Below are 20,692 nucleotides of genomic sequence, written 5' to 3'. Positions count from 1 at the left end.
GCGTCGCCCTCAGTCATCTCATCCGCATTGCTCTATCAAATGCGCTGATTTGACCCAAGCGGGAAGACACAAGCAAGAATGAGAGCAGCTACAGCACAGTTGCTCTCAATAGGAAGGGATACCCAAAGCAGTTGAAGCTCGTGACAGCACGTAGCCTCAACGCCAATAAGAAGGTATGACCCAACGTAATTGGTGTTACAAGTCGGCGGCAAACGAGTGAATCCGGCAAAACTGATTCCAGTCAGTGATGCGGGGGAATGAGAGCAGCTAACACCGCTGTAACGTCAATTAAGCAGGGTCGGGTACCACCACATGCACAGCGATGTAGGTTGGACCAAATTGCGCCATGAAACGCCGCTACAGGTCGCGCTTCATAGCAGTAATCTTAGACTGGGAGAAAGTTATAAATGATGCGTAAAATTAAAGGCTTACGCTGGTACATGATCGCTTTGGTCACCGTCGGCACCATATTGGGTTACTTAACACGTAATGCTATTGCGGTTGCCGCACCGACGTTGCAAGAGCAGTTACATATCACGACACAGCAATACTCTTACATCATTGCCGCTTATTCTGCTGCTTACACCCTGATGCAACCGGTAGCCGGTTATGTTCTGGATGTGATGGGCACCAAAGTGGGCTATGCCATGTTTGCCATTATGTGGGCCATCTTCTGTATGAGTACCGCGTTGGCCAGCAGTTGGGGCGGTTTAGCTATCGCTCGTGGTGCGGTAGGTATGGCAGAGGCTGCTATGATCCCAGCTGGCCTGAAGGCCAGTAGCGAATGGTTCCCGGCAAAAGAACGCTCCATTGCTGTAGGTTATTTTAACGTCGGTTCCTCTATCGGCGGCATGATTGCACCACCACTAGTGGTGTGGGCTATCGTGATGCACAGTTGGCAGATGGCATTTATCATCACCGGTGTGCTCAGTCTGATTTGGGCTATTGCCTGGCTAATCCTCTACAAACACCCGAAAGACCAGAAAAAACTGACTGATGAAGAACGTGAATACATCCTCAGTGGTCAGGAAGCACAGCACTCCACTGCTAACGCTAAAAAGATGTCTGCATTGCAGATTATCCGTAACCGTCAGTTCTGGGGCATTGCGATCCCGCGTTTCTTGGCAGAACCAGCCTGGGGGACATTTAACGCTTGGATCCCGCTATTCATGTTTAAAGCCTATGGCTTTAACCTGAAAGAAATCGCCATGTTCGCCTGGATGCCAATGCTGTTTGCCGACCTGGGCTGTATTTTGGGTGGCTACCTGCCGCCGTTGTTCCAGAAACACTTCAAAGTTAACCTGATTGTTTCCCGTAAGTTGGTGGTAACAATGGGTGGCCTGTTAATGATTGCACCGGGGACTATCGGCCTGTTCACTAGCCCTTATGCCGCTATCGCACTGCTGTGTGTTGGGGGCTTTGCTCACCAATCCCTGTCCGGCGCACTGATTACGCTATCTTCCGACGTATTTGGTCGTAACGAAGTGGCCACAGCCAACGGGTTAACCGGTATGGCGGCCTGGACTGCCAGTACCATGTTCGCTCTGGTGGTGGGTGCGTTGGCAGACACCATGGGCTTCAGCCCTCTGTTTGCTGCACTGGCGGTATTTGATGTGTTAGCAGTAGTGGTTATCTGGACGGTACTGCAAAACCGCCCGGCGGTTGAACCTGCAATCGATCCGATACAACAGGCACCTGCCGGACAGAACTAATCTGACTAGTCATTATTGAGCCATTGGTTCGACTCCAGCCCGGTAATCATTTACCGGGCTTTTTACTTCTTCTTTGCCCTGGGTTTAGGGCGTATTTTCCATCACAACTGTGATAGCAATGACTAGAACCCAATAGGGATAAGTGGTATAACAAGTCCAATTGTATCTCCTTCGGGATATCATGCCTTCCAGACAAAATGAGCCGCAAAATTTGCTGCCTCAATTGATCCCAAGAGCCTTAATCATGGAATTCACAGAAACCAGACGGTTGTACCAGCAGTTAGCCGCAGAGTTAAAGCAGCGCATCGAAGCGGGTGTTTATCCGGTGGGGGATAAATTGCCGGCAGAACGCTACATTTCAGAAGAGATGAATGTCAGCCGCACCGTGGTCCGTGAAGCGATTATCATGCTGGAAGTAGAGGGTTACGTCGAAGTGCGTAAAGGCTCCGGCATCCACGTGATGTCGAATCAGCAAAAGCACCTCGTGATGCCCAACCACAGCATTGAATTCGCCACCGCAGGCCCCTTTGAGCTATTACAGGCCCGCCAGTTGATCGAAAGTAATATTGCTGAATTTGCCGCCACTCAGGTTACGCGGCAAGATATCGTGCAATTAATCGAGATCCAAAAGCATGCGCGCCAGGAAGACCGCTTCCGTGATTCACAATGGGATCTGAAATTCCACGTGCAGGTTGCTCTGGCCACCCAAAATACCGCCATGGCAACGATTGTCGAAAAAATGTGGAGCCAGCGGGTACATAACCCTTACTGGATCAAATTGCATGAGCATATCGATGATAAATCGATCGAGAGCTGGTGCGAAGATCACGACAGGATCCTTGAGGCACTGATGCGTAAAGATCCTTACGCCAGTAAACTTGCTATGTGGCAACATCTGGAAAATACCAAGCAGATGCTGTTTCGTGCTACTACCGATGATTTTGAATTTAATGTGGATCGTTATTTATTCACAGAAAACCCCGTTGTTCATCTCGATAATCTGATGATGAATAACAATATGGTCGCGAATAGTAAAAGCTGACCCTTGCCCGGATTGTTGCAGGCCATGGGAAGAGAAACTGATTCTATTCTTTCTCTTCCCGGTCTGATTATGCTGCTTTGTAGTCAGTAAATGTCGACTTCTGTCAACAAACGTCAGTATCAAGCCTATTTTTAAACCATTGCTTAATAAACACCCAGTAGGTCTCTATATTTCCCTGTTTCATATCCCGCTATTTTGCTAAAGTGGCAGCACTTTTTTACTTGGGTGCTTTGGGAGCGAAACGCAAATACATGCGCTGGTTGTTTGCTCTATTTATTGCAGTGTCTGGCTGGGCCGGTTCGGTCTCCGGCAACCTGCTATCGCCCACTCATTCTACCCCATCCGGCATGGCGCTCTCAGCGCTGAGTTCTGTTTATCATGACCGCCACGATGTTAGCGACACGCCATCATCTGTAAGTGCATTTTCACCTTACCTGCACTTGCAAAATAAGGTCATCTCCTCCCAATTGCGTCTGATGGGTTTGCCGGTCAAAAAAACGGCCATCAAGAATCGGCTGGGCGCCACCAAGTTTACTGGCTCAGCCAATCCGTCGTTGGCCAATAATTCATGGTCTGGGGCATATCTGCCGATGTCTCGCAGCAGTCGGGCGGATGAAATATACAAACAGCCGAGGCAATCACTGCCACTGCTTAACTACTCCAATTGGATGTTCCATGTATCGACACAGCAAAATCGTGTGGGTGGCTGGAAAGAGAGTAATATTCAATATAGCGGGATGCTTACCTACCACCATGATGCTCAGTTGTCGTAGCTGTCCAGGCAGTGACAGCGAGAAGTATATTTATCTATTGATATCAGCGAATTGGTTTGTTTTTAACACATTTATCAAAACCATCGCTTAAACACGAAAAGCCATCCGCTATTTTTGCGAGTCGTGTTTATAAACTAACGAATATACCCAAAGTAATTGGTATTGCAGTCAGGCAAAACGAACGAATCCCGTCCATTGATTAGCATCTCAGTGATTCGGGTAAGAAAGCGCCGCTGCAACGTCAGGTAAGAAGGGTATACAACAATGACGTTTTAGGAATACCAGATGGATATCATTAAAGAACTCTTACATGCTCTATGGGCACAAGACTATGAGACACTCGCGAACCCGTCTCTGGTATGGGCCATTTATATCCTGCTGTTTGTCATACTTTTCCTGGAGAATGGCTTGCTGCCAGCAGCCTTTTTACCGGGCGATAGTCTGCTGATTCTGGTTGGTGTACTGATTGCAAAAGGTGCAATGAGTTTCCCTGTGACCCTCGTGGTATTGACTACTGCCGCCAGCCTTGGATGCTGGGTCAGTTATATTCAGGGTCGATGGCTGGGGAATACGAAAGTAGTACAGGGTTGGTTGTCTCATCTACCCGCTCATTACCACCAGCGCGCCCATAATTTGTTCCATCGCCATGGTTTATCAGCCCTACTGGTAGGCCGTTTCTTGGCATTTGTGCGTACCTTGTTGCCAACTATTGCCGGGCTTTCAGGCCTGAACAACGCCCGTTTTCAGTTCTTCAACTGGATGAGCGGTTTCCTGTGGGTATTGATCCTGACAACCATGGGCTTTGCCTTTGGTAAAACCCCCGTATTCCTAAAATATGAAGACGAAGTGATGTTCGTCCTGATGTTATTGCCACTGGCACTATTGGTGATTGGCTTGTTTGGTTCTTTATATGTGCTTTGGCGCAAAAAAAATACGCCGCCAGTTGCAGATAGCAATGACAATAATAAAGGTAAGCCAGAGTGATCAACCTCAGGGGCCGTTTCGGCCGCCCGGTCTGGCACTATCTTATCCTGCCAGTTACAGCGTTGTTGCTGGCAGCCCTGTTGTTTACGCCGATCATTTTGCGCACAGAAAGTGCGTTGAAAATTCGACCTAACCAACAGGGGTTGTCCTTGCCTGATGGGTTTTATCTGTATCAACATCTCGATCAACGTGGGATTCGGATAAAAAGCATCACTCCAGAGGATGATAGCCTGGTGGTGAGCCTGGAATCCCCAGAACAGCAGAAAGAAGCCATTGCCGTTTTACAGGATATCTTGCCGAGTGGTTATGTGATTGTCTCGAGCGAGTCCAAGAAACGTCAGCGTCTGTTGCCTGCATTCAGAAATACCCCACAGAAAGTGGGATAATTATTGCTGCGGGGAACGAAATCCCCGTAGTCATCTCTTGTTTTTCGTCCATTTATTCCGCTGATATATGATTAATCTATAAAAAATCCCGTGGTAAACTTGGGTATCACATAATTCAGCGCTATGCTTAGACATTCACGGCAACCTGTTTCGTCCCTGACTCTTGCTGTAAAAGGAAGCAATACTATGTTGTTACGTCACTCTCTCCTGTTGGTTTTACCCATTGTCGTGTTTTGTAATGTTGCTCAGGCAGCGGTAGACAATGAATGCGATATAAAAGCCAAAGAAATCCAACAACAGATAGATTATGCCAAACAACATGGCAATACCCGCCGCGCTGCTGGTCTGGAAACAGCCTTAAAAGAAGTAAAGAGCAATTGCACGGCGGAGAGCCTAAAGGCCGAACGACAACAAAAAATCAGACAAAAGCAGCACAAAGTCACTGAGCGTCAGCAAGAGTTAAAAGAGGCTCAGCAAAAAGGTGATGCTAGCAAAATTACCAAGCAGCAGAAGAAGTTAGTGGAAGCACAAGCTGAGTTAAAGCAAGCTCAGGCACAAAAGTAGCAACTCCGGTTTTAAATACGAGAATGGCGACTCATCAGGGTTATTTAAGATTATTAACCTTTTAACCTTGTAAAATATTCGCTACGTTATGTATTCACCTCAGTTATGTTAAGGAGCTATTACATGTCACAAGATAAAACCTCTGAACATTTACGCGCTGAACTTAAGTCACTGGCAGATACTTTGGAAGAAGTGCTGCAAACTTCGACCGATAAGCCGAAAGCTGAGTTAGAAAAGCTGCGAGCCAAAGCGGAAAACGCGTTGAAAGATACTCGCGAGCGTCTGAGCGAAACCGGCGATAAAATCGCAGCCCAAACTAAAGAAATTGCTGATAAAGCAGATACCTATGTTCACGACAATCCTTGGACTGGCGTAGGCATCGGTGCTGCTGTCGGCGTGGTGTTAGGCGTTCTGTTGTCTCGCCGCTGATTATGGCTGAGCTTCCTCACACTCAGGGCCCCGGTAAAGGGGTCCTCGATACTGTTCATCGTATCGCCACCATTGTGGTAGGCATGGTTGAAACCCGTGTACGGCTGGCTGCTATTGAGCTGGAAGAGGAAAAAGCAACACTGGTTCAGTTGCTGATGATGGCAGGGATTACCTTGCTGTTTACCGCTTTCGGGTTGATGAGTCTGCTGGTATTAGTCATATGGGGTATTGATCCTGCCTATCGTTTAATGGCGCTTGGCACTACCACTGCCGTGCTATTAGCACTAGCGATAATCGGTATTATCTGGACTCTCACCAAGGCGCGCCGCTCCACACTGCTGGGTTCTACCCGTAAGCAACTGGAAACGGATCGCGAGTTATTGGAGAAAGAGCGTTGAGCCGCCGTAAATTAGCACAGGAAAAGGCCGCATTGTTACATGAGATCCAGCAACAACGTCTGGATCTCGCCAACAGCGCCGCACATTGGCTTGAGGTCACTGCACCTTATGATCGCGGTTGGGCACAAATCGTCGGTATGCGAAAATATTTGATGATTGGCTCCAGTCTGGTCGCGCTATACGGTATCCGCCACCCGAGTAAATTTATCCGCTGGTCGCGTCGAGCGGTTGGGTTATGGGGAACCATCCGATTGTTTCGTAACACTTTTCTCTTACGTTAACCTGCCGTTACTTCACTTGGTGGCATATCGATATCTCATGCGGGCTACTGACAGCCCTTCCCCCTTTCTTATGCCTAAACAGACCGTTTTTCGGCTTTAATCTGCTTACACTTCAGTTTTTTTGATAAAAACAGACAGTTTTACTTGCTAACAACTTCTCTACTTCTCAACTAACATTCTCTCATCAACTCAGGGAGTTTGCGGGATAACACCGGCAAGCGACCACACACAAGCACCTTTGATTAACCATTAACGCCCGCAGATGCCAGGCATTAATAGAACAACTTTTTGGAGAAGTCGTCGATGAACAAATTACAAGATACTGGCCTGTTGGTAGCACGCATTCTGATGCCGATTCTGTTTATTGTAGCCGGTTACGGCAAAATGGGTGATGCCTATGCTGGCACACAACAATATATGCAAGCGATGGGTGTCCCAGGCTTCTTCCTGCCATTGACCATTTTGTTGGAATTTGGTGGCGGTCTGGCAATTCTGTTTGGTTTCCTGACCCGTACCACTGCACTGTTCACTGCGGGTTTCACTATTCTGACGGCACTTATCTTCCACACTAACTTTGCGGAAGGCGTTAACCAGTTGATGTTCATGAAAAACCTAACCATCGCTGGCGGTTTCATTGTGTTGGCGGTTGCCGGCCCGGGTGGTTTCAGTATTGACCGTCTGCTGGGTAAGAAGTGGTAAGGCTATACTATAAAATGCAATCCCCAAAGTAATTGGAGTTGCAGCCTGGCTGCAAGCGAATGACAAATTGGGAACCAATTTGAACAGCATTTATGCTAGCCCGTAGGGTGAGCCTCAAGGATGAGGCTCATTAATCCCGATGAACTTACTCAAGTAAGTGATTCGGATGAATAAGAGCAGCTAACAACGCTACAATTTCAAGAACGCGGGGGGATTGGATGGGACAGCTCGTAGACGGCATGTGGAAAGACATCTGGTACGACACAAAATCTACCGGTGGTCATTTCAAACGCAGTACCTCACAGTTCCGCAATTGGGTGACTGCTGACGGGCAAGCTGGCCCACAAGGTAAAGCTGGCTTTAAAGCCGAAGCACACCGTTACCATCTGTATGTTTCTCTTGCCTGCCCATGGGCACACCGCACTTTACTCATGCGCACATTGAAAGGCTTAGAGTCACTGATTTCAGTTTCTGTGGTACATCCACTGATGCTGGAGAATGGCTGGACCTTCGCTAATGATTTTCCTGCCGCCACCGGCGACGAACTCTATCATCTTGACTATCTCTATCAGCTTTATCTGCGCGCCGATGCAAATTATAGCGGGCGGGTGACCGTTCCGGTGTTATGGGATAAGCAGCAACAGACCGTCGTTAGCAATGAATCTGCCGATATCATTCGTATGTTCAATACTGCTTTTGATGGAGTCGGCGCTAAAGCGGGGGATTATTACCCTACAGCGTTACGCAGTAATATTGATGATATTAACGGGTGGGTTTACGATCAGGTCAATAATGGGGTGTATAAGGCGGGATTCGCCACTACACAGGAAGCCTATGACGAGGCAGTTAATACCTTATTTGATGCATTGGCCAAGCTGGAACAGATTCTGGCGAAACAGCGATATCTGACTGGCGGCCAACTGACGGAAGCGGATTTGCGTTTATGGACCACATTGGTGCGTTTTGATCCGGTATATGTCACTCATTTCAAATGTGATAAGCGCCGTATCAGCGATTATCTCAGCTTATATGGCTTTTTACGCGATATTTATCAAATTCAAGGCGTCGCTGAAACAGTAGATTTTGCCCATATCCGCAATCACTACTATCGCAGCCACGGCACTATAAACCCTTACGGGATTATCTCCATCGGCCCACAGCAAGACCTGCTGGAGCCACATGGACGAGATACACGTTTCACTTTATTAACAGATTAACGCGCAGTAGCCGTTTACTTATTAGCGAACAATCTAGGGATTTCTCGCAGGAACCACGACTTAGCTTCCCCCATGCTGTCACGCCGCCATGCCATAATAATATCGGCCTCACGGCTGAACTCTGGCCCGACGACCCGTAAACGGCCCGCTTCAATGTCTTTTTCTACCATTTCATAAGGCATGGTCGCCACACCCAAACCGGCTAATAATGCCCGCCGCTTATCTTCGATAGTGCTGACCGTCAAACGTTGCTGTTTATCCAGCAATTGCACCGTGATAACTGGCCGCTCACGAGCGGTATCCGCGACGGCGACACCACGGTATTTCACTCGGGTCAGTTCTGACAGAGGCTCTGGTTCCAAATGAATGGGGTGGTCTGGGCTGGCAACATAGACACTAGTCACTTTGTACAGTTTACGGCTGTTAATCTCTGAAGATGCACGGAAATGCATATCGGGCGCAATGACGATATCAGCCCGCCCTTGCTCCAACCGTTCCCATGCCCCGGCCAATACTTCGGTAAAAATGGAGACCTGAGTATTAGCTTTGAGCGCCAGTTTGTCGATCAACGGGAACAGTTTCCATGCCGGAGACAATGCCTCACTGACAATCGTGATATGTGTTTCCCAGCCGCGCGCCAATGCCTCAGCATCGGTGGTCAGTTTGTCTGCGGCCTCCAGTAACACCCGCCCGCGATCCAGTAGCATCCGCCCAACATTGGTAAATTTGGTGCGATGCCCGGAGCGGTCGAACAACACCACATCAAGCTCATCTTCAAGTTTCTGCATGGTATAGCTCAGCGCAGAAGGTACCCGCCCCAATTCATCAGCCGCCGCGGCAAAACTACCACGGCGGTCAATAGCATCCATTACTCTCAATGCTTCTAACGTTAGCGCCCGATCTTTGGCCATCATTTTCTCAATCAGGAAATTTGAATATAGCGACCAGATTAACTGGCTAACAATCCGTCGTCCAGACGCTTACCATCTCTTTATCAATTAATATCAGGATAGGGCAATCATTGTCATGATCACATGCAGAACAGCAAAACAGTGCGGGCAAGCTGACTATGGTTGGCTCCAAGCCCGTTATACTTTCTCATTCGGCCACTATTTTGACCCGAAGCTATTGGGCTATGCCTCACTGCGCGTTTTGAATCAGGAAGTGTTAGCACCGGGATCCTCATTTCAACCACGAACTTATCCGCAGGTTGATATTTTAAACCTGATTTTACAAGGTGAGGCTGAGTATCGAAATAGTCTGGGTAACTATGTGCGCGGTAAAACTGGCGATGTGTTGCTCTTTTCTGCTCAATCAGGTGTCAGCTATAGCGAGCATAATTTGAGTACTGATAAGCCATTAACTCGCATTCAGTTATGGCTCAATGCCTGCCCTGAGCAGGAAAGCAATCCCGCCCAGCACCTGTCATTATGCACGCAGCCACTAAGGCTACTAGCGTCTCCTGACGGTGAGCAGGGCAGCCTGAAACTGCGTCAGCAAGTATGGATTCATCATCTGGATTTAGCCGCGGGCGAACAGTACACCATTGACCTACACGGCCCCAGGGCTTATCTGCAATCCATTCACGGAACAGTAACGGTGGATGGGCCGCAAGCCAGTGAAACTCAGCGCCTGACCTGCGGTGATGGTGCTTTTGTACAAGAAGAACGGCATCTGGTGATTAAAGCTGAAACGCCGCTGCGTGCCCTGCTCATCGATTTGCCTGCGTGAATATGGACGAGCACGCCAGCTAAAATTTAATGGGAAAAATGCGAGGTTCCCCCCGCGTGACTCCCAGTATAATTACGGTTTTAACGACGCCATATCGATCACGAAACGGTATTTCACATCGCTTTTCAGCATCCGCTCATAGGCGTCGTTGATATCCTGAATCTTGATCATCTCTATATCTGAAGCAATGCCGTGTTCAGCACAGAAATCGAGCATTTCCTGTGTTTCAGCAATGCCGCCAATACATGAACCGGCCACCGAACGCCGTGCCAGAATCAATGGCATGGTGTTTATCATTGGGCTAAGATCACCAAGAAAACCAACAAATACCAGGGTGCCATCCACATTCAGTGTCGGCATGTACGGGTTGATATCATGGACATAAGGCACGGTATCAATAATCAGATCGAATTGCCCTTTGGTCGCGTCCATTTGTGCATCATCGGTGGATAACACAATATGATGTGCACCTAAACGACGAGCATCAGCCTCTTTACTCGGTGAACGGGTAAAGAGCGTCACTTCAGCCCCTAATGCATTCGCCAGCTTTAATGCCATATGACCCAAGCCACCCAAGCCAACTACCGCGACTTTACTGCCTTTACCCACTTTCCAATGGCGCAGCGGCGACCAGGTGGTAATACCGGCGCACAGTAGTGGCGCGGCAGCTTGCAAATCCAAACCAGCAGGCATTTTCAGCACAAAATCTTCAGAAGCTACAATGGATTGTGAGTAGCCACCATAGGTTGGTGTATGGTCGTGGCGATCAACACCATTGTAAGTTTGCACATTGCCCTCTGCACAATACTGCTCCAGGCCCTGTTGACAGGGTTGGCACACTCGGCAGGAGTCCACCATGCAGCCAATTCCGGCAAAATCACCCACCTTGAATTTCGTGACACTGTTACCCACGGCGGTGACTTGCCCCACCACTTCATGCCCGGGTACCAGCGGATAGCTGCTGAACCCCCAGTCGTTACGCGCCTGATGCAGGTCTGAGTGACAGACACCGCAATAGAGCACATCCATCACCACATCATCAGGACGCGGATCGCGACGGGTAAACTCGAGTGGGGCAAGGGGAACTTGTGCGGATTTGGCTGCATAACCGAGAACTTTTATCGTCATGATGTATCTCCGGTATCATAAACACTGTGATTTGAAGCTAGATAAACCGTAAAGAACGTCGAGAGTAAACAGTTTGAATACAGAAAAAGTTGGTTTCAAGGAAATTGCTACCTAGAGAGTATAGGCCTGTAAAGTAGCAATCCCGCCTCTATTTCTGCTCTGATATTAAGCGAACAAATTACAATCCAGTAAGCTTCTCCAATGTTTCGGGGTAGCGATCACCCATTATCGTTACTTGTGCAGCCGCGTTATTAATCTGTTGCAGATCAGCAGTGGTCAACTCTACATTCACCGCACCAATATTCTCTTCTAACCGATTCAGTCTGCGCGTACCGGGGATCGGTACAATCCAGGGTTTCTGCGCCAGCAACCAGGCAAGAGCGATTTGCGCGGGCGAGCTACCCTTTTGGTCAGCGACCTGCTGAATCAAGGTGATTAACGCCTGATTAGCGGCCAAGGCTTCGGGAGTAAATCGTGGTAACGTGCTACGAAAATCATCACTGGCAAACTGGGTTGATTGATTCATGTTACCCGTCAGATAACCTTTACCCAGTGGACTATAAGGCACCAAACCAATGCCAAGTTCTTCCAGCGTTGGTATGATTTCTTGCTCCGGCTTACGCCACCATATTGAGTATTCACTTTGCAGGGCGGTTACCGGCTGAACAGCGTGAGCTCGGCGAATGGTCGCCGCCCCAGCTTCAGATAAACCAAAGTGTTTTACTTTACCCTCTTTGATTAAATCCTGTACTGCACCGGCCACATCTTCAATGGGTACATTGGGATCGACGCGATGTTGATAAAACAGGTCAATAACATCCGTTTTCAGCCGTTTGAGTGAGGCTTCCGCCACTTTTTTAATATGCTCTGGTCGACTGTTTAAACCGATCCATTTTGGCCCGCCGTTCGGATCAGCCTGAAAACCAAATTTGGTCGCAATCACCACTTTATCGCGCAGAGGTGCCAGCGCCTCACCCAATAATGCTTCATTGGTGTAAGGCCCATAGACCTCTGCGGTATCGAAGAATGTCACGCCAAGGTCCACCGCTTTGTGCAACAAAGAGATCATCTCCTGTTTATCGGCAGCCGGACCATAACTGAAACTCATCCCCATACAGCCTAAGCCCATGGCGGACACGTCGAGATTACTGCGACCCAATGTGCGCTTTTGCATTTCTTTTACTCCTACCTGTAATTTATTTGTCATTACGAGGCATTCATTAAATGAATGTCGGTAGCAAAAAAGGTAGCAAATGTCCGAGCAGAGGATTAGAGGGATAAATGTGCATGGGTATATGAATTTAACTCATAAATTTAACTATACTGGAACACACAGGCAGCTAAACAGGTATAGAGACTGATGTTAAAAGAGAATTTTAACGATTTAATTTCCTTTCTTATGGTTGCCAGGGAGCGAAGCTTCACCAAAGCGGCGGCAAAACTGGGGGTTTCACAATCGGCCTTAAGTCATTCCATTCGTGGGTTGGAAGAACGACTTGAGCTTCGCTTATTGACCCGCACCACCCGCAGCGTTGCCCCGACGGAAGCGGGCGAAAGACTGGCAAACAGTCTGGGACCACGTTTTGCAGAAATTGAGAGTGAACTGGATGCCTTAAGCGAAATGCGCGAGCGGCCTGCGGGGAATATTCGTGTCACTGCTGGCGAACACGCCGTGGACTCGACTCTCTGGCCGGTATTGAAATCATTTCTCGCCGATTACCCGGACATTAATGTGGAAATCACGGTCGATAACACCTTAACCGACATTGTCAGTGGACGATTTGATGCCGGCATCCGCCTTGGAGAACAGGTAGCAAAAGATATGATTGCGGTACGGATTGGGCCGGATATGAGTATGGCTGTCGTTGGCTCACCTTCATATTTGGCTAAATATGGCATCCCCACCACTCCGGCAGATCTGCAAAATCATCGTTGCATCAATATGCGCCTGCCGACAATGGGTGGCCTTTATGCGTGGGAATTCGAAAAAGAGGGGCATGAATTAAGAGTTCGTGTTGATGGGCAACTGACCTTTAACAGTTTGCGACAACGCATTGATGCCGCCGCCATGGGTTTTGGTCTGGCATTCGTACCAGAAGATGCGGTAAAAGTTGAAATTACCAGTGGCAATCTAATCAGGGTGCTGAAAGAGTGGTGTGAGCCTTTCCCCGGTTATTACCTCTACTATCCGAGCTGCAGGCAGCATACCACCGCATTTTCGTTGTTCGTGGATGCCTTACGCTATCAACGTTAAGACCAAACAAAAACCCCGCCGAAGCGGGGTCTTATGGAATGAGTGGAGTTGACCGGTAAGCCGGGTTCTGTCGTGGACAGTCATTCCTCTAGGCCAGCAATCGCTCACTGGCTCAAGCAGCCTACCCGGGTTCAGTACGGGCCGTACCATGTGAACCCCTATTTGGCCTTGCTCCGGGTGGAGTTTACCCTGCCACGAACTGTTGCCAGCCGTGCGGTGCGCTCTTACCGCACCCTTTCACCCTTACCTGATCCCACTTACGCGGGCCATCGGCGGTTTGCTCTCTGTTGCACTTGTCGTAGGCTTGCGCCTCCCAGGCGTTACCTGGCACCCTGCCCTATGGAGCCCGGACTTTCCTCCCCTTCACCTGTCTCCCCCGAAAGGGACGGCAGCGAAGCGGCGACTGTCTGGTCAACTCCGCGGCGGATTATAATCACATTACTGTTGAATGTCATCTTCCGCTTGCTCTTGAGCACTATCTTGCAGCTCAAGTGCGTACTTATAGAGCGCATTCTTTTTCACGCCATGAATCTCTGCCGCCAACGCTGCGGCTTTTTTCAGCGGCAACTCTTTTTGCAATAATGCCAGAGTACGTAATGCAACGGCCGGTAAAGCATCATCAGCTTGTACTTTATGTCCTTCGACAATCAAGACCATTTCGCCTTTGCGGCGGTTTTCATCTTCCTGAACCCAAGCCAACAACTCGCCAACCGGTGCGCCGTGGATAGACTCCCAAGTTTTGGTTAATTCTCTGGCGAGTACCACATAGCGTTGTGGGCCAAGTACGGTTACCATGTCCTGTAAACTTTCCAACAAGCGATGCGTTGATTCGTAGAAGATCAGTGTTCGAGGTTCCTCAATCAGCGCTTGCAGAGTATCCTTACGTCCTTTGGTTTTCGCAGGCAGGAAGCCTTCGTAGCAAAAACGATCCGAGGCAATACCGGCGGCAGAAAGTGCTGTAATCGCCGCACAAGCGCCCGGGAGTGGCACCACCCTGATGCCCGCTTCACGACAACGGCGCACTAAGTGGTAGCCCGGATCGTTGATAAGTGGCGTACCTGCATCTGAAACCAGTGCAATACTCTGGCCTGCTTGCAGTTTCGCTAGCAAATGATCGGCTTTTTGTTGTTCGTTATGGTCATGAAGTGCAAACAGGCGGGCGTTGATCGCAAAATGCTGTAATAACAACCCTGTATGGCGTGTATCTTCTGCCGCAATCAAATCAACGCCTTTCAGTACCTCTAACGCCCGGTGGGTAATATCCCCTAAATTACCAATTGGGGTGGGTACCACATAAAGCGTAGATGCAGAAATCACTGCTCGATCGTGTTGATTCATTGTTTCATCCGAATTACCGATTTAATATTGAGCATCTTGAAAAAAACATCACTGGATACAGTATGCTTTCCTCAACATTCGTTCGTTCCAAAGCAGGGCTGGTCCCTGTAGTTCTGGCCGCACTGATTCTGGCAGCCTGTTCAGGCAGAGCGCCACAGACGCCGCCACCCGCAAATATACAGGACGAAGCAAGCGCGAACTCTGATTATTATCTGCGACAGTTGCAACAGAGTGGTGATGATAACAAGGCTGACTGGCAATTACTCGCCATTCGTGCCCTGTTACGTGAAGGGAAAATCCCTCCGGCGGCAGAACAGCTCGGTACGCTACCGGCTAATCTGAGCGATACGCAACGTCAGGAACAGCAATTACTGACCGCAGAACTGCTGATTGCGCAGAAAAATAACCCTGCTGCTGCTGATATTCTTGGTAAGTTGGATGCGACCCAACTCTCAGCTAACCAGCAAGTTCGTTTCTATCAGGCGCAAATTGCCGCCAATCAAGGTAAAGCCACTCTGCCACTGATTCGTGCGTTTATCGCTCAGGAACCCTTACTGAAAGATAAAGCCCATCAGGATAATATTGATGGCACCTGGCAATCGCTGGCACAACTGACACCACAAGAATTGAACAATATTGTGATTAATGCAGATGAAAACGTGCTGCAAGGTTGGCTGGATTTACTGCGTGTGTATCAGGATAACAAACAAGATCCCGAGCTACTGAAAGCCGCTATTAAAGACTGGCAGAACCGTTATCCTCAAAACCCGGCAGCGAAAACCCTGCCAACGGGATTAACGCAGATCAGTAACTTCAGCCAGGCCTCAACGGCGAAAATTGCACTGTTGCTGCCACTCAGTGGCCCGGCACAGGTATTTGCCGATGCTATCCAGCAAGGTTTCACTGCCGCTCAAAATGGGTTACCGGTAGCCGCGCCTGCTGCTGCGACACCCGATACAGCAGCAACCACGCCAACCGATACCGCCGCTGCAACACCTACTGAAGTAGCACCGATTACCACACCGGCACCGGTAGCTGCTCCTGTTGCTGCCAACAATGCACAAGTAAAGGTCTACGACACAACAACGCAGCCTATTGCGGCATTACTGGCTCAGGCCCAGCAGGATGGCGCGACTTTGGTTGTCGGCCCACTGCTTAAACCTGAAGTTGAACAACTGAAGGCCACAACAAGTACATTGAATATCTTGGCGTTAAATCAGCCGGAAGCCAGTACTAACAGTCCCAACATCTGTTACTTCGCCTTATCGCCAGAAGATGAAGCTCGCGATGCCGCGCATCATTTATGGGGGCAGGAAAAGAGAATGCCATTGTTGCTAACCCCGCGCGGTGCCTTTGGTGATCGCATCGCCAAAGCCTTCGCTGAAGAGTGGCAAAAACAGGGCGGTCAAACAGTATTGCAGCAAAACTTCGGTTCAACTGCTGAACTGAAACAAGCTATCAACAGTGGTGCGGGTATCCGGCTAACTGGCCAGCCAGTTGCCGTTTCAGGCACGCCTGCTGCGGCACCGGCCTCTGTCACCATTGCAGGCCTGACTATCCCGGCCCCACCAGTAGATGCGCCCGTAGTTTCCACCTCCGCTGGTGGTAACATTGATGCAGTTTATATCATTGCGACTCCGGCTGAACTGACACTGATTAAACCGATGATTGATATGGCCACCAGCTCACGTAGCAAACCGGCGCTGTTTGCCAGTTCACGTAGCTATCAGGCAGGTGCTGGCCCGGATTACCGTTTGGAGATGGAAGGTATTCAGTTTAGTGATATTCCATTGATGGCCGGCGCTAATCCAGCACTAATGCAGCAGGCGTCGGCTAAATATGCCAACGACTATTCGCTGGTGCGTCTGTACGCCATGGGGATCGATGCGTGGACATTATCGAATCATTTTGCGCAAATGCGCCAAATTCCTGGTTTCCAGGTCAGCGGTACAACCGGTGATTTAACAGCATCAGCCGATTGTGTTATCACCCGTAAATTACCTTGGCTGCAATACCGTCAAGGCATGGTAGTACCGGCGGCGTAAAGTGATTCGGGTGACAAATCTGTCTGAAACAGATTTGAACGCTGCTTGCAGCGGCCTCGCAGAGGCGAGGCCCATGGACGGGCCAAGTAACGAATGTAGCTAACACCCCTGCAACTTCAAGGACGAAGGGAATATGAGCCAACGGAACACTGGTACCCATTACGAAAATCAGGCCCGCAGCTATCTGGAGCGGGTTGGTTTAATTTTTCAGGCGGCTAATGTCACCTACCAATGTGGTGAGATTGACCTTATTATGCGCGACGGGGAAACCTGGGTGTTTGTTGAGGTTCGCTTTAGGCGTAATGCCCTATTTGGTGGCGCTGCTGCCAGCGTCACTCACAGCAAACAACAGCGGTTACTCCGGGCTGCCACCATTTGGCTGGCACAGCGAGGTGCCAGTTTTGCCACAACATCGTGCCGTTTTGATGTTTTTGCCATCACGGGTAGCCAAGTAGAGTGGTTGCCTAACGCTTTCAATACGGATTAACAATTTTTCCGGTTTACTACCGGGCTATGCCCTAAGACGTTGGAGTTGCTGGTTGCCGGCAAGAAAATGACAAATTGGTTGTAAACCATTTTTAACGGCACTTGCACTGCCCCACTGGCTGAGTCGAGTAACGAACGTAGCCAACACCCCTGCGGCTTCAAGTACCAAGGGCATATTAATTTTACTGAGTGGATTAAATCAACGTGCTGGATAGAATCAAAGGCTGCTTTACAGAAAGTATTCAAACCCAGATTGCCGCGGCTGAGGCTTTGCCTGATGCCATATCCCGTGCAGCAATGACGTTGGTTCAGTCACTGCTCAACGGCAATAAAATTCTCTGCTGCGGCAATGGGACTTCTGCGGCTAACGCGCAGCACTTTGCCGCCAGCATGATAAACCGTTTTGAAACAGAACGACCAAGTCTGCCTGCAATTGCGTTAAATGCTGATAATGTTGTTCTGACCGCTATTGCCAACGACCGTTTACATGATGAGGTCTATGCCAAGCAGGTACGAGCACTCGGCCATGCTGGTGATGTTTTGCTCGCTATTTCCACTCGTGGCAATAGCCGTGATATTGTGAAAGCGGTCGAAGCAGCTGTAACCCGTGATATGACCATCGTTGCCCTTACCGGTTACGATGGCGGTGAGCTGGCTGGCCTGTTGGGTCAGCAGGATGTTGAAATCCGTATACCTTCGCACCGCAGTGCACGCGTTCAAGAATTACACATGCTCACAGTGAATTGCTTGTGTGACTTAATTGATAACACTCTATTTCCTCATCAGGACGATTAAAGGAGCACGAATGAAGGTTGGTTATATTTTTGCCATGCTATTCAGCGCCCTGCTATTGCAAGGCTGTGTCGGTGCCGTGGTTGTCGGCAGCGCAGCCGTTGCGACTAAATCTGCCACAGACCCACGCTCTGTCGGCACTCAGGTAGACGATGGCACACTTGAGGCCAGAGTCGTCAATGCGCTGAGCAAAGATCAGCAGATAAAAAGCCAAACACGCTTTGTGGTGACCGCTTATCAAGGGAAAGTTTTGCTGACCGGGCAGTCGCCAACCGCAGAGCTGTCTAACCGCGCCAAACAAATTGCCGCAGGTGTCGATGGCGCAACGGAAGTGTATAACGAGATGCGCTTAGGCAAGCCGGTTGATCTGACTACCGCCTCAATGGATACCTGGATCACCACCAAAGTTCGTTCACAGTTACTGACCGCAGATTCAGTTAAATCTTCAAATGTGAAAGTCACCACCGAGAACGGCGAAGTGTTCTTGTTGGGTCTGGTGACTCAGCAGGAAGGGCAATCAGCGGCACAGATTGCCAGCCAGGTTAGTGGCGTTAAGCACGTCACCACTGCGTTTACCATCGTGAAATAACTCGATTTATTTGCATATAATCAAATATCTACGGGCTTAGCGCAATCTAAGCCCGTTGTCTTTACTGTAATTGCAGTACCGATAGCCAAAGTCATTGGAGTTGCAAGTAGGCAGCCAGCAAATGACAAATTGGTCGGGAACCAATTTGAACAGCATTTATGCTAGCCCGTAGGGTGAGCCTCAAGGATGAGGCTCATTAATCCCGATGAGCTTACGCAGTCAAGTGATTCGGGTTAGTGAGCACAGCTAACACCCCTGCGGCTTCAAGGACGAAGGCTATTATAGGGAATTTTCCTGCAAAAATTCCTTCCCACCCAACTGCCGCATCTGGCGTAAAATCCACTGCTGGCGAGAAATAACATAACCTGATGGCGCATTAACCTTAAAACGCAGCGGATTAGGCAGGACCGCTGCCAGCAGGGCGGCTTCTGAAGCACTCAATTTACTGGCGGGTTTATTAAAGAAATGGCGTGCAGCGGCTTCCACACCAAAAATGCCCTCACCAAACTCGGCAATATTGAGATACACCGTCAGAATACGGCGCTTGGTCCATATCAGCTCGATACCGGCGGTCAATCCCACTTCCAACCCTTTTCGCACCCAGCTACGCCCGTCCCAAAGAAACAGATTTTTCGCTGTTTGCTGTGACAAAGTCGACGCACCTCGGATACGATTTTGATTGCGCTGATTATGGGAGAGTGCCGATTCGATAGCACCCACATCAAATCCCCAATGCTCGGGGAATTTTTGATCCTCAGCCGCCATCACTGCTAGCGCCATGTAAGGCGAAATTTCATCCATCGGCACCCAGTCAGAGTGCGCTACATAGGAAAAATCACCGGTCAACCAGGCGCCCAGTTGCCTTTCGATCATCACCATGGAAAAAGGGACCGGCAAAAAAGCAAAAATCAAAATGCCCGCCAACCACAGTGTGACGATGCCGATCACGCCCCGTTTTCCCCAATACCATAGCTGGTTTAATCTGCGTCTGGCTAACGTCATTCGGTTAAATCCAGCACCTTAGTTACCAACTTATCAATCCCTTTAGCCGCTTCAGAAATTGATGCTGCCAACATATAGGCAGGTGTGGTGACCACTTTATTCTCAGCATCGACCACCACGTCATCGGCAGGGCAAATAACATGCTCTCCACCCATAACTTCAATTGCATCAATAGTATCGGGATCGTTACCAATTGTCAGACGGATCGGTTTACCCAATAGTTTGGGCAACATCACTGGCGCAATACACATAAAACCAATTGGTTTACCTGACTTATGCATTGATTGAATAAGTTTATATAAATCGGAGTCAATAACACATTCAGAACCTTGAGTTGCAAAATCGCAGAGGTTCTTTGCGGCACCAAAACCACCAGGCACAATCAGGGCATCCAATTGCTCTGAATTGGCTAAAGAAAGAGGCTTAATCTGGCCGCGAGTAATGCGCGCCGACTCCACTAACACATTCCGTTTCTCGACCATTTCTTCGCCGGTAACATGATTAATAACATGCAGTTGTGGTTTATCGGGGGCGAAGAACAAAACACTTGCGCCTGCACGATCTAATGCCAGGATTGTTAAGACAGACTCATGTATCTCAGCACCGTCAAATACCCCACATCCACTAAGCACTACACCGACCGTTTTCATCACACCTCTCCTTTTCTTACTCTGTCAATCGCTTAACCCGTTCTAGTGACAAAGACGAATCTCTATCACAAATTTTAATGAATCTTGTAACAAGAGCGCTTACATTTGCTATGTTGTTGCTTGTATGATGTATGGAAGAATCCTTACAACCTGCGAATCCACTCGAAATCGAAATAATATACCCTAAGTATT

The 20,692-nt window shown here is 49.0% G+C and carries 23 protein-coding genes and 1 other RNA gene; 17 read left to right on the top strand and 7 right to left on the bottom strand.

Annotated elements, in window-relative coordinates; translation table 11 throughout:
• The first annotated feature begins 407 nt into the window (after positions 1–407).
• From Q2T71_RS21425 to Q2T71_RS21375, 11 genes are all read left to right on the top strand, one after another.
• Positions 408–1,712, top strand: a complete 1,305-nt coding sequence (locus Q2T71_RS21425; RefSeq protein WP_083162326.1) for an MFS transporter — start codon at positions 408–410, stop codon at positions 1,710–1,712.
• Positions 1,713–1,956: 244 nt separating this feature from the next.
• Positions 1,957–2,754, top strand: coding sequence for a transcriptional regulator ExuR (gene exuR / locus Q2T71_RS21420; RefSeq protein WP_083162325.1), 798 nt, complete (start codon positions 1,957–1,959; stop codon positions 2,752–2,754).
• A gap of 251 nt (positions 2,755–3,005) precedes the next feature.
• Positions 3,006–3,527 carry a hypothetical protein gene (locus Q2T71_RS21415; RefSeq protein WP_372560458.1) on the top strand — a complete coding sequence of 174 codons (522 nt, stop codon included), beginning with the start codon at positions 3,006–3,008 and terminating at the stop codon, positions 3,525–3,527.
• Between the two features lie 285 nt (positions 3,528–3,812).
• Positions 3,813–4,511 carry a DedA family protein gene (locus tag Q2T71_RS21410; protein WP_083162324.1) on the top strand — a complete coding sequence of 233 codons (699 nt, stop codon included), beginning with the start codon at positions 3,813–3,815 and terminating at the stop codon, positions 4,509–4,511.
• Complete coding sequence (gene mzrA, locus Q2T71_RS21405; protein ID WP_372560457.1) at positions 4,508–4,897, top strand: EnvZ/OmpR regulon moderator MzrA; 390 nt, start codon at positions 4,508–4,510, stop codon at positions 4,895–4,897. The genes Q2T71_RS21410 and mzrA overlap by 4 nt, the downstream gene beginning before the upstream one ends.
• Positions 4,898–5,083: 186 nt before the next feature.
• The gene (locus tag Q2T71_RS21400) at positions 5,084–5,461 is read left to right on the top strand and encodes a DUF1090 domain-containing protein (protein ID WP_372560456.1); all 378 of its coding nucleotides are present in this window, start codon (positions 5,084–5,086) and stop codon (positions 5,459–5,461) included.
• A gap of 123 nt (positions 5,462–5,584) precedes the next feature.
• Complete coding sequence (locus Q2T71_RS21395; protein WP_372560455.1) at positions 5,585–5,890, top strand: YqjD family protein; 306 nt, start codon at positions 5,585–5,587, stop codon at positions 5,888–5,890.
• Positions 5,891–5,892: 2 nt separating this feature from the next.
• Entirely contained in the window at positions 5,893–6,288 is a 396-nt protein-coding gene (locus Q2T71_RS21390; RefSeq protein ID WP_083162321.1) for a phage holin family protein, read from the top strand.
• Positions 6,285–6,569: a YqjK-like family protein gene (locus tag Q2T71_RS21385; RefSeq protein ID WP_372560454.1), complete on the top strand. Its 285-nt coding sequence runs from the start codon at positions 6,285–6,287 to the stop codon at positions 6,567–6,569. The genes Q2T71_RS21390 and Q2T71_RS21385 overlap by 4 nt, the downstream gene beginning before the upstream one ends.
• 303 nt (positions 6,570–6,872) lie before the next feature.
• Entirely contained in the window at positions 6,873–7,268 is a 396-nt protein-coding gene (locus Q2T71_RS21380) for a DoxX family protein (protein ID WP_004714887.1), read from the top strand.
• Positions 7,269–7,486: 218 nt separating this feature from the next.
• Positions 7,487–8,485, top strand: coding sequence for a glutathione S-transferase family protein (locus Q2T71_RS21375; protein WP_083162319.1), 999 nt, complete (start codon positions 7,487–7,489; stop codon positions 8,483–8,485).
• A 14-nt stretch (positions 8,486–8,499) separates the two neighbouring features.
• On the opposite strand, the gene Q2T71_RS21370 is transcribed toward Q2T71_RS21375, so the two are convergent.
• Positions 8,500–9,396: a LysR family transcriptional regulator gene (locus Q2T71_RS21370; RefSeq protein WP_083162318.1), complete on the bottom strand. Its 897-nt coding sequence runs from the start codon at positions 9,394–9,396 to the stop codon at positions 8,500–8,502.
• Positions 9,397–9,511: 115 nt separating this feature from the next.
• Between Q2T71_RS21370 and Q2T71_RS21365 the strand changes: the two genes are divergently transcribed.
• A complete protein-coding gene (locus tag Q2T71_RS21365; RefSeq protein WP_083162317.1) occupies positions 9,512–10,216 on the top strand; it encodes a pirin family protein in 705 nt (234 codons plus the stop codon).
• Between the two features lie 72 nt (positions 10,217–10,288).
• Here Q2T71_RS21365 and Q2T71_RS21360 read toward each other — a convergent pair whose 3' ends face one another.
• Together Q2T71_RS21360 and Q2T71_RS21355 are read right to left on the bottom strand one after the other, a co-directional pair.
• On the bottom strand, positions 10,289–11,344 hold the full coding sequence (locus tag Q2T71_RS21360; RefSeq protein ID WP_372560453.1) for an NAD(P)-dependent alcohol dehydrogenase: 1,056 nt from the start codon (positions 11,342–11,344) through the stop codon (positions 10,289–10,291).
• Between the two features lie 178 nt (positions 11,345–11,522).
• Positions 11,523–12,518: an aldo/keto reductase gene (locus Q2T71_RS21355; RefSeq protein WP_372560452.1), complete on the bottom strand. Its 996-nt coding sequence runs from the start codon at positions 12,516–12,518 to the stop codon at positions 11,523–11,525.
• Positions 12,519–12,704: 186 nt separating this feature from the next.
• Here Q2T71_RS21355 and Q2T71_RS21350 point away from each other — a divergent pair, with 186 nt between their 5' ends.
• Positions 12,705–13,598 (top strand): LysR family transcriptional regulator, encoded by an 894-nt coding sequence (locus Q2T71_RS21350; RefSeq protein ID WP_372560451.1) that lies wholly within the window; start codon positions 12,705–12,707, stop codon positions 13,596–13,598.
• 40 nt (positions 13,599–13,638) lie between these two features.
• Here Q2T71_RS21350 and rnpB read toward each other — a convergent pair.
• Positions 13,639–14,017: RNase P RNA component class A (gene rnpB / locus Q2T71_RS21345), an RNA gene on the bottom strand.
• 19 nt (positions 14,018–14,036) lie between these two features.
• The gene (gene rsmI / locus Q2T71_RS21340) at positions 14,037–14,936 is read right to left on the bottom strand and encodes a 16S rRNA (cytidine(1402)-2'-O)-methyltransferase (protein ID WP_372560450.1); all 900 of its coding nucleotides are present in this window, start codon (positions 14,934–14,936) and stop codon (positions 14,037–14,039) included.
• 62 nt (positions 14,937–14,998) lie between these two features.
• Between rsmI and Q2T71_RS21335 the strand changes: the two genes are divergently transcribed.
• From Q2T71_RS21335 to dolP, 4 genes are all read left to right on the top strand, one after another.
• The gene (locus tag Q2T71_RS21335; protein ID WP_372560449.1) at positions 14,999–16,981 is read left to right on the top strand and encodes a penicillin-binding protein activator; all 1,983 of its coding nucleotides are present in this window, start codon (positions 14,999–15,001) and stop codon (positions 16,979–16,981) included.
• A 133-nt stretch (positions 16,982–17,114) separates the two neighbouring features.
• Positions 17,115–17,468: a YraN family protein gene (locus Q2T71_RS21330; protein WP_083162306.1), complete on the top strand. Its 354-nt coding sequence runs from the start codon at positions 17,115–17,117 to the stop codon at positions 17,466–17,468.
• Positions 17,469–17,671: 203 nt separating this feature from the next.
• The gene (diaA, locus tag Q2T71_RS21325; RefSeq protein WP_004710884.1) at positions 17,672–18,262 is read left to right on the top strand and encodes a DnaA initiator-associating protein DiaA; all 591 of its coding nucleotides are present in this window, start codon (positions 17,672–17,674) and stop codon (positions 18,260–18,262) included.
• Between the two features lie 10 nt (positions 18,263–18,272).
• Complete coding sequence (dolP, locus tag Q2T71_RS21320) at positions 18,273–18,848, top strand: division/outer membrane stress-associated lipid-binding lipoprotein (RefSeq protein ID WP_005166550.1); 576 nt, start codon at positions 18,273–18,275, stop codon at positions 18,846–18,848.
• Positions 18,849–19,127: 279 nt separating this feature from the next.
• Here the strand turns inward: dolP and mtgA are convergent, their stop codons facing one another.
• On the bottom strand, positions 19,128–19,850 hold the full coding sequence (gene mtgA, locus Q2T71_RS21315) for a monofunctional biosynthetic peptidoglycan transglycosylase (protein ID WP_372560448.1): 723 nt from the start codon (positions 19,848–19,850) through the stop codon (positions 19,128–19,130).
• Entirely contained in the window at positions 19,847–20,500 is a 654-nt protein-coding gene (elbB, locus tag Q2T71_RS21310; protein ID WP_372560447.1) for an isoprenoid biosynthesis glyoxalase ElbB, read from the bottom strand. Before elbB ends, mtgA begins: the two co-directional genes overlap by 4 nt.
• Between the last annotated feature and the right edge of the window lie 192 nt (positions 20,501–20,692).

The organism is Yersinia sp. 1652 StPb PI, from assembly GCF_041538345.1.
Lineage (GTDB): Bacteria > Pseudomonadota > Gammaproteobacteria > Enterobacterales > Enterobacteriaceae > Yersinia > Yersinia enterocolitica_E.
Note: the sequence above shows the minus strand (reverse complement) of the source record. Positions and strands in the feature narration are given on the sequence as shown.